The organism is uncultured Streptococcus sp., assembly GCF_963516515.1.
Taxonomy (GTDB): domain Bacteria; phylum Bacillota; class Bacilli; order Lactobacillales; family Streptococcaceae; genus Streptococcus.
This window is the reverse complement of record NZ_CAUQCJ010000002.1, coordinates 49,405-61,728: the sequence shown is the minus strand read 5'-3', so window position 1 is coordinate 61,728 and position 12,324 is coordinate 49,405. Positions and strand designations below refer to the sequence as shown.

The 12,324-nt window shown below is 42.6% G+C and carries 15 protein-coding genes; 1 reads left to right on the top strand and 14 read right to left on the bottom strand.

The window, feature by feature from the left end; all coding sequences use genetic code 11:
* Positions 1-271: 271 nt before the first annotated feature.
* The 5 genes from RYL77_RS00955 to cdaA all read right to left on the bottom strand — a co-directional run bounded on the left by RYL77_RS00955 (position 272) and on the right by cdaA (position 4,570).
* Positions 272-1,120 carry a DegV family protein gene (locus tag RYL77_RS00955; protein ID WP_315009166.1) on the bottom strand — a complete coding sequence of 283 codons (849 nt, stop codon included), beginning with the start codon at positions 1,118-1,120 and terminating at the stop codon, positions 272-274.
* 1 nt (position 1,121) lies between these two features.
* Positions 1,122-1,496: a DUF1149 family protein gene (locus RYL77_RS00950; protein ID WP_314434510.1), complete on the bottom strand. Its 375-nt coding sequence runs from the start codon at positions 1,494-1,496 to the stop codon at positions 1,122-1,124.
* Positions 1,497-1,569: 73 nt separating this feature from the next.
* Positions 1,570-2,922 (bottom strand): phosphoglucosamine mutase, encoded by a 1,353-nt coding sequence (gene glmM / locus RYL77_RS00945; RefSeq protein WP_315009164.1) that lies wholly within the window; start codon positions 2,920-2,922, stop codon positions 1,570-1,572.
* 24 nt (positions 2,923-2,946) lie between these two features.
* Positions 2,947-3,726: a CdaR family protein gene (locus RYL77_RS00940; protein WP_315009162.1), complete on the bottom strand. Its 780-nt coding sequence runs from the start codon at positions 3,724-3,726 to the stop codon at positions 2,947-2,949.
* Positions 3,713-4,570 (bottom strand): diadenylate cyclase CdaA, encoded by an 858-nt coding sequence (cdaA, locus tag RYL77_RS00935; RefSeq protein WP_315009160.1) that lies wholly within the window; start codon positions 4,568-4,570, stop codon positions 3,713-3,715. The genes RYL77_RS00940 and cdaA overlap by 14 nt, the downstream gene beginning before the upstream one ends.
* A 252-nt stretch (positions 4,571-4,822) precedes the next feature.
* Here cdaA and RYL77_RS00930 point away from each other — a divergent pair, with 252 nt between their 5' ends.
* Positions 4,823-5,791: an NAD(P)/FAD-dependent oxidoreductase gene (locus RYL77_RS00930; protein ID WP_315009158.1), complete on the top strand. Its 969-nt coding sequence runs from the start codon at positions 4,823-4,825 to the stop codon at positions 5,789-5,791.
* Positions 5,792-5,824: 33 nt separating this feature from the next.
* Here the strand turns inward: RYL77_RS00930 and whiA are convergent, their stop codons facing one another.
* The 9 genes from whiA to RYL77_RS00885 form a co-directional block, all read right to left on the bottom strand.
* The gene (gene whiA / locus RYL77_RS00925) at positions 5,825-6,736 is read right to left on the bottom strand and encodes a DNA-binding protein WhiA (RefSeq protein WP_315009156.1); all 912 of its coding nucleotides are present in this window, start codon (positions 6,734-6,736) and stop codon (positions 5,825-5,827) included.
* Positions 6,733-7,710 (bottom strand): YvcK family protein, encoded by a 978-nt coding sequence (locus tag RYL77_RS00920; RefSeq protein WP_070479883.1) that lies wholly within the window; start codon positions 7,708-7,710, stop codon positions 6,733-6,735. Before RYL77_RS00920 ends, whiA begins: the two co-directional genes overlap by 4 nt.
* Entirely contained in the window at positions 7,707-8,597 is an 891-nt protein-coding gene (rapZ, locus tag RYL77_RS00915) for an RNase adapter RapZ (protein ID WP_315009153.1), read from the bottom strand. Before rapZ ends, RYL77_RS00920 begins: the two co-directional genes overlap by 4 nt.
* A gap of 51 nt (positions 8,598-8,648) precedes the next feature.
* Entirely contained in the window at positions 8,649-9,029 is a 381-nt protein-coding gene (locus RYL77_RS00910; RefSeq protein ID WP_001140420.1) for a RidA family protein, read from the bottom strand.
* A 10-nt stretch (positions 9,030-9,039) separates the two neighbouring features.
* Positions 9,040-9,627, bottom strand: coding sequence for a ribosome biogenesis GTP-binding protein YihA/YsxC (gene yihA, locus RYL77_RS00905; protein ID WP_000422605.1), 588 nt, complete (start codon positions 9,625-9,627; stop codon positions 9,040-9,042).
* Positions 9,628-9,635: 8 nt separating this feature from the next.
* Complete coding sequence (gene clpX, locus RYL77_RS00900) at positions 9,636-10,868, bottom strand: ATP-dependent Clp protease ATP-binding subunit ClpX (protein ID WP_223330379.1); 1,233 nt, start codon at positions 10,866-10,868, stop codon at positions 9,636-9,638.
* A 39-nt stretch (positions 10,869-10,907) separates the two neighbouring features.
* Positions 10,908-11,078 (bottom strand): hypothetical protein, encoded by a 171-nt coding sequence (locus RYL77_RS00895; RefSeq protein WP_000442260.1) that lies wholly within the window; start codon positions 11,076-11,078, stop codon positions 10,908-10,910.
* Positions 11,078-11,584 carry a dihydrofolate reductase gene (locus tag RYL77_RS00890; RefSeq protein ID WP_315009150.1) on the bottom strand — a complete coding sequence of 169 codons (507 nt, stop codon included), beginning with the start codon at positions 11,582-11,584 and terminating at the stop codon, positions 11,078-11,080. The genes RYL77_RS00895 and RYL77_RS00890 overlap by 1 nt, the downstream gene beginning before the upstream one ends.
* A gap of 129 nt (positions 11,585-11,713) precedes the next feature.
* Positions 11,714-12,232 carry a DNA starvation/stationary phase protection protein gene (locus tag RYL77_RS00885; protein WP_042901358.1) on the bottom strand — a complete coding sequence of 173 codons (519 nt, stop codon included), beginning with the start codon at positions 12,230-12,232 and terminating at the stop codon, positions 11,714-11,716.
* Positions 12,233-12,324 lie beyond the last annotated feature (92 nt).

The window sequence follows — 12,324 nt, the reverse complement described above, 5'->3', positions numbered from 1 at the left end:
AATTGCTAAGATACAAAGCCTGTAAGAACACAAAGTGAAAATAGGAGTTTTGATCAAGAAGTGTCTACTCCTTGGAAGAACTATCTTTTTCACACAGGGTTTCAGGCGTGTTCAATTATCATGATACCAAGGACCTTAGCTGCCCATGAAAAATAGGGAATGGCGCTGACTCTCCGCGAAAGGCCAGACAGGCATCTTTTTTTCAAGAGGAAGCTAGTCCGTGTTCAATTTCTAAGATACAAATCCTTCTTGACTAGTCTTGAAGTGCTAACTAAATCACTGGAATATAACCCAGAGCAATGCTTCCTGACCCTAGGTGTGTCCCAATGACACTGCCAAATGTAGCAAGTGAAATATCCGTACCCACTCCAGATTCAAGCAAGTGTTGACGCAATTCTTCAGCCTTTTCAGGAGCATTTCCATGAATGACAATGACCCGATATTGGCCTGAAGCCGTTGTTTCCTTAATGATTTCAATTAAACGCTTGGTTGCTTTCTTCTCAGTACGAACTTTTTCGTAAACTTCAATCACACCTTGGTCATTGAAATAAAGAATTGGCTTAATGCTTAGCAGATTACCCAAAATCGCAGCCCCATTTGAAAGGCGTCCACCTTTCACCAAATGATCCAAATCATCCACCATGATAAAAGCTGACGTACGACTAATTTGAATAGCTAGTTTATCCTGAATAATGGCAAAATCATCGCCCTGGTCGCGCCAGTTAAAGACACTTTCAACCATGATACCCAGCGGAGCACTTGTAATCAAAGTGTCTGGAAAAGCAATGGTTAAACCCTCATAGTCATCCACCATATACTGGATATTTTGGTAAAAACCTGAAATTCCAGAAGATAGGAAAAGCCCCAAGGCATGGGTATAGCCTTGTTCTTTGAGTGAAGTTAAAATTTCATCTAACTTGGCAATGCTTGGTTGACTGGTCTTAGGCAATTCCGAAGCCTGAGCCATTTTTTGATAAAATTCCTCAGCAGTCAGATTGATACCTTCGACATACTCCTCACCATCAATATTGACAGGAATATCCAAGACAAACAAATCTTCTCTTTGCAAGGTATCTGCACTGAGATAGGCAGAGGAATCTGTGATAACAGCTAGTTTCATATTAGAACTCCAAATTGATTCCTGGTAAGTCTAATGCAATTTCAGTCACTTCGTAAGTCAAACGGTTGAGCATGTTCAAACTTGGACGAGCCAAAGTTTCCACTTCTTCTTGGCTCAATTCACTTGGTTCATTGACAATACGGCCATCGATGTGGTTTACCTGTGAAATGGTTCCACTGATGACAAATTTATCAAATACAATCATAAAACTCAAGACAACAATCAAGGAAGTCACTTGATTTTCTTGGTCATGTTGAATCAATTGGAAGTTCACATCCACCTTAGTTTCAGGAGCTCCATTTTCATTTTCCCATTCAAAATTACGCGCATCAAAATGATACTGACTAACAAATTCTTGTTCACGTTTAAGATTCATGTCTTTCTCCCTCGGCTACAATATTATAAGCTATTGTACCATAATTTTTTATTTTCATCTAGTTTTCTAGGATTTAGTCAATCCCGATTTCAGCTCGAACTACATCTGCGATGGTATCAACATAGTAGTCCACTTCTTCTGTTGTAGGCGCTTCTGCCATAACACGCAAAAGAGGCTCTGTTCCACTTGGGCGGACAAGGATACGGCCATTCCCTGCCATTTCAGCTTCCATCTTCTCGATGATATCCTTAATAGCTGGCACTTCCATAGCCTTTTCCTTCATGGCATTTTCCACTCGGATATTGACTAATTTTTGTGGATAGATGGTTACTTCTGCTGCCAACTCTGACAAGCTCTTACCAGTTTCCTTCATGATTTTAGTCAATTGGACTGCTGATAATTGACCATCACCTGTGGTATTGTAATCCATCAAGATGACATGACCAGACTGTTCACCACCAAGATTGTAGCCTGATTTTCTCATTTCTTCAACAACGTAGCGGTCACCAACTGCAGTGACTGCCTTATTAATGCCTTCACGGTCCAAGGCCTTGTGGAAGCCGAGATTGGACATAACGGTTGTCACGATTGTATTTTGAGCCAATTGTCCTTTTTCAGAAAGGTATTTACCGATGATGTACATGATCTTGTCACCATCGACGATGTCGCCATTTTCATCAACAGCAATCAAGCGATCACTGTCTCCATCAAAGGCCAAACCGATAGCTGATTCGCTTTCTTTGACTACTTCTTGAAGGGCTTCTGGGTGGGTTGAACCAACATTATGGTTGATGTTAAGACCGTCTGGTGTTTCCCCGATAACAGTCAACTGAGCTCCAAGGTCTGCAAAGATTTGACGGGCACTGGTAGAAGCTGCTCCATTAGCTGTATCCAAGCCAACCTTCATTCCATCAAGAGGAGTTCCAGTTGAAACTAGATAGCTTTCATACTTACGCAAGCCTTCTGGATAATCTACCAAGGTTCCCAAGCCTTCAGCACTTGGACGAGGAAGAGTATCTTCCGCAGCATCTAGCAAGGCTTCAATTTCTGCTTCTTTTTCATCATCTAGTTTGAAGCCATCACCACCAAAGAACTTAATCCCATTATCAAGGGCTGGGTTGTGGCTAGCAGAAATCATGACACCTGCACTGGCTCCCTCAGTTTTAACCAAGTAAGCCACTGCTGGTGTTGCAAGGACACCAAGTTTGTAGACGTGAATCCCTACAGAGAGGAGACCTGCCACCAAGGCTGATTCTAGCATTTCCCCAGAAATACGTGTGTCACGTCCTACAAAAACTTTCGGCGCTTCCGTTTCATGTTGGCTAAGAACATAGCCTCCAAAACGTCCTAGTTTAAAGGCCAATTCTGGCGTTAATTCTACGTTAGCTTCTCCACGGACTCCATCAGTTCCAAAATATTTACCCATTGTTATAAAATCCTTTTCCTATTTTTAATTCGTTTTTGAACTAGTTGCTTTTGTTGACGAAGATGTCTCCGACGAACTACTTGCACTTGAATTTGATGTGCTTGAACTTGGTGTCATAGGTTTTGTAGTCACCTTCATTGTTGTGTCAAACGGAGTGATAACTGCCGGTAAGACAACACCATTGCGGTCGATTGCCTGCAAAGGTACTGAACCACTGTAATTACCTGTTATGCGTTCACTGGTCGGTAAAAGCGCAATAACTTTGTCAATCTTAGCTAATGTTTCTTGGTCAGTTGTGACAGAAACTCGTTCATTTGACACGGTTACACTATCAATTTGTAGCTTGGAATCAATCTGGCTTTGGTCAACTTGTGGCACAACAATCATCCCATCTCGCTTAACCTTCTTCCCAACTTTCACTGTGATCTTTTGAGGCGTTGCCACAGCAGTCAATCCACTTGGAAGATTTTCAATGTTCAAGGGAACTTCAATCGTTCCAACACTGGCATCCGTCAAATCCGCTGTAACCTTAAACTTACGAGTACTTTCCTGCATTTCGCTGGCCAAGGTCACACGATTGGCACCTGTCAGTACAACTGAAACTTCTGAAGCAAAACCACTAATAAAGTATTGACTATTATCATAATGAATATCGATAGGAACATTCGTTATCGTATTGGTGTAGGTTTCTGATTTGACCTGCCTTACAGTATTATTATTTTGAAAGTTGGTCGATGTTGCATAGATAAATAAGACACAAGCAAAAAAGAGAGATGAGATAATATATAAACTATTTTTTCTCATTTTTCCAACCTCCTAGCAAACGGTCCCTGAAACTAACTTTTTCCTCAACGACTGGCAAAAGAATTCTTCTTAGCTCTGCTTCAAATTCCTCAAGAGTCAAGGCATGCTTGAAGACCCCATTATAGGTAATAGAAATACCACCTGTTTCCTCTGAGACGATGAAGGTCAAGGCATCCGACACTTCTGATAAACCGATAGCCGCCCTATGTCTGGTTCCAAATTCCTTGGAAATCCCTGTCCTTTCTGTTAAAGGCAGATAGGCAGAAGTCACCGCAATCCGATTTTCTCTGATAATTACAGCACCATCATGTAGGGGAGTGTTAGGAATAAAAATATTGATGAGGAGTTCTGCCGAAATATTGGCATCCAAGGGAATCCCTGTCGCAATGTATTCTTGCAAGGTGCGAACTCGTTGGATGGCAACCAGGGCACCAATCTTACGAGGGCTCATATATTCAACTGACTTGACAAAGGCACGAATCATTTGCTCTTCTGCACTAATTTGACTAGTAGAAAAGAAATCTGTCGCCCTTCCCAAACGTTCCAAACCAGTCCGAATCTCTGGAGAGAAGATAACAACCGCAGCAATAACCCCATAGGTGATAATCTGATTAATCAACCAAGAAATCGTTGTTAAACCAAGGATATTGGCCACAACCTGGGCTAATACAAAGATCACGACCCCACGCACCAAAATCATAATCTTAGTACCAGCTATCGCTTTTGTAAAACGATATAAAACATAGGCCACAATCAAAATATCAAACAAATTGATGGCAATACTCCAAGGACTAGAAAACAAGCTAGTCCAATATTGCAGATTGGATAATTGTTGAAAGTTCATCTGCTGTCTCCTCTCTGTCCAAACACGTTCCTTTCTATTATACCATTTTTCTGGCATTTTTTTCCCTATCCTACTTCATTTTAAATTAAAGAAAAAATATGATAAAATAAACTGATACTCAATGAAAATCAAAGAGCAAACTAGGAAGCTAGCCGCAGGTTGCTCAAAACACTGTTTTGAGGTTGCAGATAGAGCTGACGTGGTTTGAAGAGATTTTCAAAGAGTATGACTAGAAAAAACAAAGGAGAAACCATGTCTCAACTCTATGATATTACCATTGTAGGTGGTGGTCCAGTCGGGCTTTTTGCGGCCTTTTATGCCCACCTACGTCAAGCCAAGGTCCAAATCATCGACTCTCTTCCCCAGCTAGGTGGACAACCTGCTATTCTCTATCCTGAAAAGGAAATCCTAGACGTCCCAGGTTTCCCAAACCTGACTGGAGAAGAGTTGACTAACCGCTTGATTGAACAGCTAAACGGCTTTGACACGCCTATTCATCTCAATGAAACGGTTCTTGAGATTGAAAAACAAGATCCAGGCTTTGTCATCACAACTTCTAAAGGAAGTCACCTGACTAAAACAGTCATCATCGCAATGGGTGGTGGTGCCTTCAAACCACGTCCGCTGGAACTTGAAGGGGTTGAGGGCTATGAAAATATCCACTACCACGTTTCCAACATTCAGCAATACGCTGGTAAGAAAGTAACGATTCTTGGTGGAGGAGACTCAGCTGTGGATTGGGCTTTGGCTTTTGAAAAAATTGCACCAACTACCCTTGTTCACCGCAGAGATAATTTCCGCGCTTTGGAACACAGTGTCCAAGCCTTACAGGAATCTTCTGTGACCATCAAGACACCATTTATCCCTAGCCAACTCCTTGGAGATGGAAAAACGCTCGATAAACTTGAAATCACAAAAGTCAAATCTGACGAAACCGAAACGATTGACTCAGATCACCTCTTTGTCAACTATGGCTTCAAATCTTCTGTCGGTAACCTTAAAAACTGGGGCCTTGACCTCAACCGCCACAAGATTATCGTCAACAGCAAACAAGAATCTAGCCAAGCTGGAATCTACGCTATCGGTGACTGTTGCTACTATGACGGAAAAATTGACTTGATTGCGACAGGGCTTGGAGAAGCACCAACCGCTGTTAACAACGCCATCAACTATATCGACCCTGAGCAAAAAGTACAACCAAAACACTCTACTAGTTTATAAAAAAGAACCACGAGTCACATAGGATTCGTGGTTTTATAGTTCATCAGCTATCTTATTGATTTTTCTGAGTCTGTGGTTGACGCCACTTTTGGTCAGAGGGGTGCTGAGGCTATCTGCTAGCTGCTGGATAGAGTAATCTGGGTGTTGAATCCGCAGTTGCGCTACTTCCTGCAAATCCACTGGCAGGTTTTCTAAGCCCATGATATCTTTGATTTTGCTGATATTGTTGATAGTCTTCATGCTGGCAGAAACTGTCCGAGCGATATTGGCTGTTTCGGCATTGTTGGCCCGATTGAGATCATTACGGGTTTCTCGCAAAATCTTAACCCGCTCAAAATCATCACGCGCCTGCATGGCTCCGATGACTATCAAGAAGTCCATAATGTCTTCAGCTCGCTGGAGATAGGTCACAGCACCCTTTTTGCGCTCAAGAACCTTGGCATCCAGTAAAAACTTCTGGAGAAGAGAGGCAAGCCCTTGCGCGTGGTCCAGATAAACAGAACTGATTTCCAACTGATACTTACCTGACTCAGGGTCACGAATACTTCCATTTGCCAAGAAAGCACCACAGAGATAGGCACGGCCTGCTTCCTCGTCTGATAAAATCGCCCCATCAATACCTGTTTCCAGACCAAAAAAGGAGTCGGCCAAGTGCAAATCACTCAGCAGGTCCTGCACCTTTTCATCTGTAAAAACAGTATAGACTCGATTCTTACGAAGATTACTTCTTTGGTGGTGGCGAATTTCCGATTTGATTTCATAGAAATGGAGAAAGGACTCATAGAGGTGACGAGCCAGTTTGGCATTTTCTGTCACGACAGACAAGGTCAGGCCCGAGGTCGAGAGACCGATGCTACCAGACATCTTGATAATGGCAGATAATTCATGCCGGCTCAGATGGTGCTGACCTAGGATTTCTTCTTTTACTGCTACTGTGAAACTCATTTTCTCACCTGTATAATCCGCATCAACTCATCCACGATCAAATCACCATCGTGGAAGGCTCCTCCATTTTCCAGACGAAGGAAGTTGGATGAAATCACTCGCGGAACTTGTTTACAAAGGCCAGCAAAGTCATGTTCCACCTGGACCAAGTATTCATCAAAACGGTTGGAATTCATGTATTCCTGAGGCACTTTTTCGATATTCACCAAGACAGTATCGATAAAAGGTCGACCAAGGTGGCGATGCAAGACTTCCACGTGGTCACTATCTGTAAAGTGTTCTGTCTCCCCACGTTGGGTCATGATATTGCAGACATAGGCGATTTCTGCTTTAGTTTCCAAAAGCGCCTGCCCGATTTCCTTAATCACGATATTGGGCAAAATCGAGGTAAATAGAGAACCAGGTCCGAGGACAATCATGTCACTTTCAAGAATGGTCTGCACTACTCGACGACTGGCCAGAGGAGTATCATCGTTGAGGGTATTGGTTACATAGACATAGTCAATCATACCTGGATGGTCTGCAATATGACTCTCTCCAGCCACTTCTGTCCCATCCTGAAAGACTGCATGAAGGGTCAAAGGATGGTCACTGGAAGGATAAATCTTCCCAGTTGTGTGGAAAAATTTACTCAGTAACTGCATGGCATTATAGGTCGAACCCTGCATTTCTGACAGACCTGCAATGATGAGATTACCCAATGGATGGCCAGCAAAGGCTCCAGCATCTTCAGAAAAGCGATACTGAAAGACCTTCTCATAAAACTTAGGCATATCCGACATGGCCACAAGGACATTGCGGAGATCGCCTGGCGGTGTCAACTGCTGCATATTTTTTCGGAGTTCACCTGAAGAACCGCCATCATCTGCCACCGTTACAATAGCAGCGATTTCCACATCTTTTTCACGCAGGCTTTTTAGAATGACGGGAATCCCAGTCCCTCCACCAATCACCGTTATCTTTGGTTTTCTCATGAACGGTTTACCGTTTCCTTTCTTCGGTCTTTGTCACGATGCCCTTCATTAACAGGCCAATTCTTGGATAAGTCCTGCGCCAAGCGTTTAGCAAAGGCCACACTACGGTGTTGACCACCCGTACAACCCATGGCAATGGTCAAAACGGACTTCCCTTCCTTTTGGTAACTTGGCAAAATCGGCTCAATCAAGGCCAACAAATGTTGATAAAATTCTTCTGACTCAGGATGGTTCATGACATAGTCATAAACTGGTTCATCCACACCCGTTTGATTACGCAGTTCTGGTAGGTAGTAGGGATTTGGCAAAAAGCGCACATCAAAAACTAAATCCGCATCAATCGGGATTCCATATTTAAAGCCAAAAGACATGATTTCGATACGGAAAGACTGGACTTGTTCCTGATCCGCAAACTGCTCTGCAATGGTCTTACGCAGCTCACGAGGTGTGAGTTCTGTCGTATCCACCACATTTTGGCTCATATTTTTTAAAGGTGCCAAGAGCTCACGCTCTAGCTTGATTCCGTCTAAAATCCGTCCGTCTGCTGCTAGTGGGTGACTCCGTCTGGTTTCCTTGTAACGAGCGACCAATTCCTTATCAGCTGCATCCAAAAAGAGGATTTTAAAGTCCAGTTCTTCCTTGTTCTCCAACTCATCCAAAACAGCTTGAATCTCTGAAAAGAAAGAGCGACTACGCATATCCACTACCAAGGCCAACTTATGGTCATCTTCCTTTGTTTCCACCAACTGCAAAAACTTAGGCAAGAGAGCCGGTGGCATATTGTCAATGGTAAAATAACCTAGATCCTCGAAAGACTGAATGGCCACAGTTTTCCCTGCACCACTCATCCCTGTCACAATCACCAAGTGAAGTTGTTTCTTTGTCATCTTTTTCTCCTTATATCAAAAGAAGTTTGGCAGAACCAAACTTCACCTAGCTTATCCAATCTCTGCGATGACTTCGATTTCGACTTTTACATCACGAGGAAGACGAGCTACCTCCACAGCTGAACGAGCTGGAAATTCCTCTTTAAAGGCCGTTTGGTAAACCTCGTTAAAAGGAACAAAGTCGTTCATATCGCTCAAGAAGCAAGTTGTTTTGACAACATGGTCAAAGTCTGTTCCTGCTTCTGCCAAAATAGCACCAATATTTTTCAAGACTTGTTCGGTCTGTTCTTGGATGGTTTCTCCAACGATTTCCCCAGTTTCAGGAGATAGGGGCACTTGACCGCTAGCAAACAAAAGGTTGCCAACGATTTTTCCTTGAACATAGGGTCCGATAGCCTTTGGAGCTTTATCTGTATGAATTGTTTTTGCCATTTTCTTTTCCTCACAATTTTTCTAAGATTGCATCCCAAGCCTCATCCATCCCTGCCTTGCTGACAGATGAAAAGAGGATAAAGTCGTCACTTGGGTCAAAGTTTAATTTCTTTTTGATTGCTGATTCGTGCTTGTTCCATTTACCACGAGGAATCTTGTCCGCCTTGGTCGCAACGATGATAACCGGAATCTCGTAATACTTGAGAAATTCGTACATCTGTACATCATCTGCTGACGGGTCATGACGAAGGTCAACTAGACTGACTACCGCACGGAGATTTTCCCGAGTCGTTAAGTACTCCTCAATCATGCGCCCCCACTTTTCACGTTCCTTTTTAGAAACACGGGCATAGCCATAACCAGGCACATCCACAAAGCGCATCTTGTCATCGATGTTAAAGAAGTTCAGGAGCTGGGTTTTACCAGGTTTACCTGATGTTCGGGCTAGATTCTTGCGGTTCAGCATGGTATTGATAAAGCTAGACTTACCAACATTTGAACGCCCTGCTAGGGCAATCTCTGGCAGTTCATCCTGCGGATAGTGGGATTTATTGGCCGCACTGAGCAAGATTTCAGCATTATGTGTATTAAGTTCCATAGTCACCTCTAGGCTGTTTCTAGGATTGGTTTATCCGTTCCATCGACAGCTTCTTTAGTGATGCGGACCAATTTCACATTTTCCTGACTCGGTACTTCAAACATGACATCTAGCATGGTTTCTTCGATGATCGAGCGAAGTCCTCGCGCCCCTGTATTCCGTTCGATGGCCTTGTTGGCAATCTCTTGAAGGGCTTCGTCGTCAAATTCCAACTCGACATCATCATAAGATAACAAGGTTTGGTATTGTTTGACCAAGGCATTTCTTGGTTCTTTCAAGATGCGAACCAGGTCATCAACGGTCAATTGCTCAAGAGCCGCAAAGACAGGCAAGCGTCCAATCAACTCAGGAATAATCCCGAATTTTTGAATGTCTTCTGCGATGATTTCTTGCATATAAGAGCTATTTTCATCAATCGCTTTATTGTTTTGACCAAAGCCGATGACTTTTTCACCCAGACGTTGTTTGACAATTTCTTCGATGCCATCAAAGGCACCACCCACGATGAAGAGGATATTTTTAGTATCCACTTGAATCATCTCTTGTTGTGGATGCTTGCGTCCACCTTGAGGGGGCACGCTTGCAACTGTTCCCTCGATAATCTTGAGAAGGGCTTGTTGCACTCCTTCACCAGAAACATCACGTGTGATAGAAACGTTCTCGCTCTTCTTAGCAATCTTGTCAATTTCATCCACGTAGATAATGCCACGCTCTGCACGCTCAATGTTAAAGTCAGCAGCCTGCAAGAGTTTGAGGAGGATATTTTCCACGTCCTCACCCACATAACCAGCCTCAGTAAGAGCTGTCGCATCTGCAATCGCAAAAGGTACATTCAAGCTCTTAGCCAAGGTCTGAGCAAGGAAAGTTTTCCCTGAACCAGTTGGGCCAATCATCAAGATGTTTGACTTCTGCAAATCCACATCTTCTGACTCTTCACGAGTATCGTGGAAATTGATGCGTTTGTAGTGGTTGTATACTGCCACTGCCAAGGCACGTTTGGCACGATCTTGACCGATTACATAATGGTTCAAGATATGGAGGAGTTCGATTGGTTTTGGTACCTCAGACAAGTCCGCCAAGACTTCCTCAGCCAACTCCTCCCGAATGATTTCTTGGGCCAATTCCACACATTCATTACAGATAAAAGCGTTGTTACCTGCGATTATTTTTTGTACTTCTTCTTGGCTTTTGCCACAAAATGAGCAATAAACCATCATATCATTATTCCTATTTGTAGGCATGATTTCCTTCCGTTCTATTCTTTTATACTGTCATTCTATCTAAAATAAGGTCATGTAAAAAGCATGGATACTATTGACCAAATTGGTAAAGGCATTTAACCAGAGCAGGACAGAAAGTCCATAGCGCTTTTTACGAAAAGCCTGTGCCCCTGCAAGCAAGCAGACCAAACACAGCATGGCTGTGAAAAAACCAAATATACTACGTTCCATTAGACTTCCTTTCTCTTGCGGTATTGGATGGTAAAATCATAAGGATTTTTCTCATCTTTGGCGTAAAATTTGCTTGAAACTATTTCAAAAATAGACAAGTCAAACTCCTCAGGAAAATAGGTATCTCCTTCCACCCGAGCATGAATGTGAGTCACAATCACTTCATCAAGGTAGGGTTCAAAAGCCTGAAAAATTTGCTTCCCACCAATAATATAGAGATTCTTGTCTTGAGCATGATACCAGTCCAAGACAGACTGGACATCATGAAAAGTAGCAACTCCGTCTAGCTTTTCTTCCGAATTACGTGTCAAAATCAAGGTCTCCCGTTTTGGAAGCAGACGACGTCCCATTCCATCAAAGGTCACACGCCCCATCAAGATAGCATGATTAAGAGTTGTTTCTTTAAAGTGTTGCAATTCTGCTGGTAAATGCCAAGGCAGACGATTGTCCTTACCAATCACACCATCTTCATCCTGGGCCCAAATAGCTACGATTTTCTTAGTCATGCTTCCATCCTTTTCACTGATAGTACTATTTTATCAAAAAACTCAAAAAAAGACTGGTTTGGAATAGCTTACAAAATAGAAAAAATCTGTAAGAAATTTCCTACAGATTTATCTATGTTACCTTATTTCTTACAAACCAGGTGCTTGTCCAAGTTCTGCTGCAAGCATCCAGATTGTTTTATCTGTTTCAGTTTTAGCATCTGCAAAGATACCGTTCGTCACATCGTCACCTTCTTCATCAGTAACATCCAAACCTTTTTGGAAAAGTTCTGACAAGTAACGGTAGATAACAAGAACACGTTCCAAGCTTTCTTCAACATTTCGGTATTCACCAGCTTCTTCTTCGATTTCACTGTTTTGAAGGAACTCTGTCAATGTAGAGAATGGGCTTCCACCAAGTGTAATCAAACGTTCGCTGATTTCATCCAATTGACCATCAAGAGCATCCATGTACTCATCCATTTTTGGATGCCATACAAGGAAACCACGACCACGCATGTACCAGTGTACTTGATGCAAAGCAACGTGGGCTACGTACAAATCAGCAACAGCTTGGTTCAAGACTTCCTTTGTTTTTGCCAATGCTACTGGTGCTGCTTTTGTTAATGATGTTACGTCTTTTACTGCTTCTTTTTTCAATTCTACCATTGTTTTTACCTCATTCATTATTTTTTGTAACCACTGCTTAATGATTACTACCTTAGTATACTACTAAAAAAAACCAATAGCAAGCCAAAAGA

Bases quoted from the DNA above. Each gene is read 5' to 3' on its own strand.
- cdaA (WP_315009160.1), bottom strand. From the start codon at position 4,570: ATGAACTTTCAACAATTATCCAATCTGCAATATTGGACTAGCTTGTTT.
- RYL77_RS00940 (WP_315009162.1), bottom strand. From the start codon at position 3,726: ATGAGAAAAAATAGTTTATATATTATCTCATCTCTCTTTTTTGCTTGT.
- RYL77_RS00885 (WP_042901358.1), bottom strand. From the start codon at position 12,232: ATGGTAGAATTGAAAAAAGAAGCAGTAAAAGACGTAACATCATTAACA.
- whiA (WP_315009156.1), bottom strand. From the start codon at position 6,736: ATGAGTTTCACAGTAGCAGTAAAAGAAGAAATCCTAGGTCAGCACCAT.
- rapZ (WP_315009153.1), bottom strand. From the start codon at position 8,597: ATGACAAAGAAACAACTTCACTTGGTGATTGTGACAGGGATGAGTGGT.
- yihA (WP_000422605.1), bottom strand. From the start codon at position 9,627: ATGGAACTTAATACACATAATGCTGAAATCTTGCTCAGTGCGGCCAAT.
- RYL77_RS00910 (WP_001140420.1), bottom strand. From the start codon at position 9,029: ATGGCAAAAACAATTCATACAGATAAAGCTCCAAAGGCTATCGGACCC.
- RYL77_RS00890 (WP_315009150.1), bottom strand. From the start codon at position 11,584: ATGACTAAGAAAATCGTAGCTATTTGGGCCCAGGATGAAGATGGTGTG.
- RYL77_RS00955 (WP_315009166.1), bottom strand. From the start codon at position 1,120: ATGAAACTAGCTGTTATCACAGATTCCTCTGCCTATCTCAGTGCAGAT.
- clpX (WP_223330379.1), bottom strand. From the start codon at position 10,868: ATGCCTACAAATAGGAATAATGATATGATGGTTTATTGCTCATTTTGT.
- RYL77_RS00895 (WP_000442260.1), bottom strand. From the start codon at position 11,078: ATGGAACGTAGTATATTTGGTTTTTTCACAGCCATGCTGTGTTTGGTC.
- RYL77_RS00920 (WP_070479883.1), bottom strand. From the start codon at position 7,710: ATGAGAAAACCAAAGATAACGGTGATTGGTGGAGGGACTGGGATTCCC.
- RYL77_RS00950 (WP_314434510.1), bottom strand. From the start codon at position 1,496: ATGAATCTTAAACGTGAACAAGAATTTGTTAGTCAGTATCATTTTGAT.
- RYL77_RS00930 (WP_315009158.1), top strand. From the start codon at position 4,823: ATGTCTCAACTCTATGATATTACCATTGTAGGTGGTGGTCCAGTCGGG.
- glmM (WP_315009164.1), bottom strand. From the start codon at position 2,922: ATGGGTAAATATTTTGGAACTGATGGAGTCCGTGGAGAAGCTAACGTA.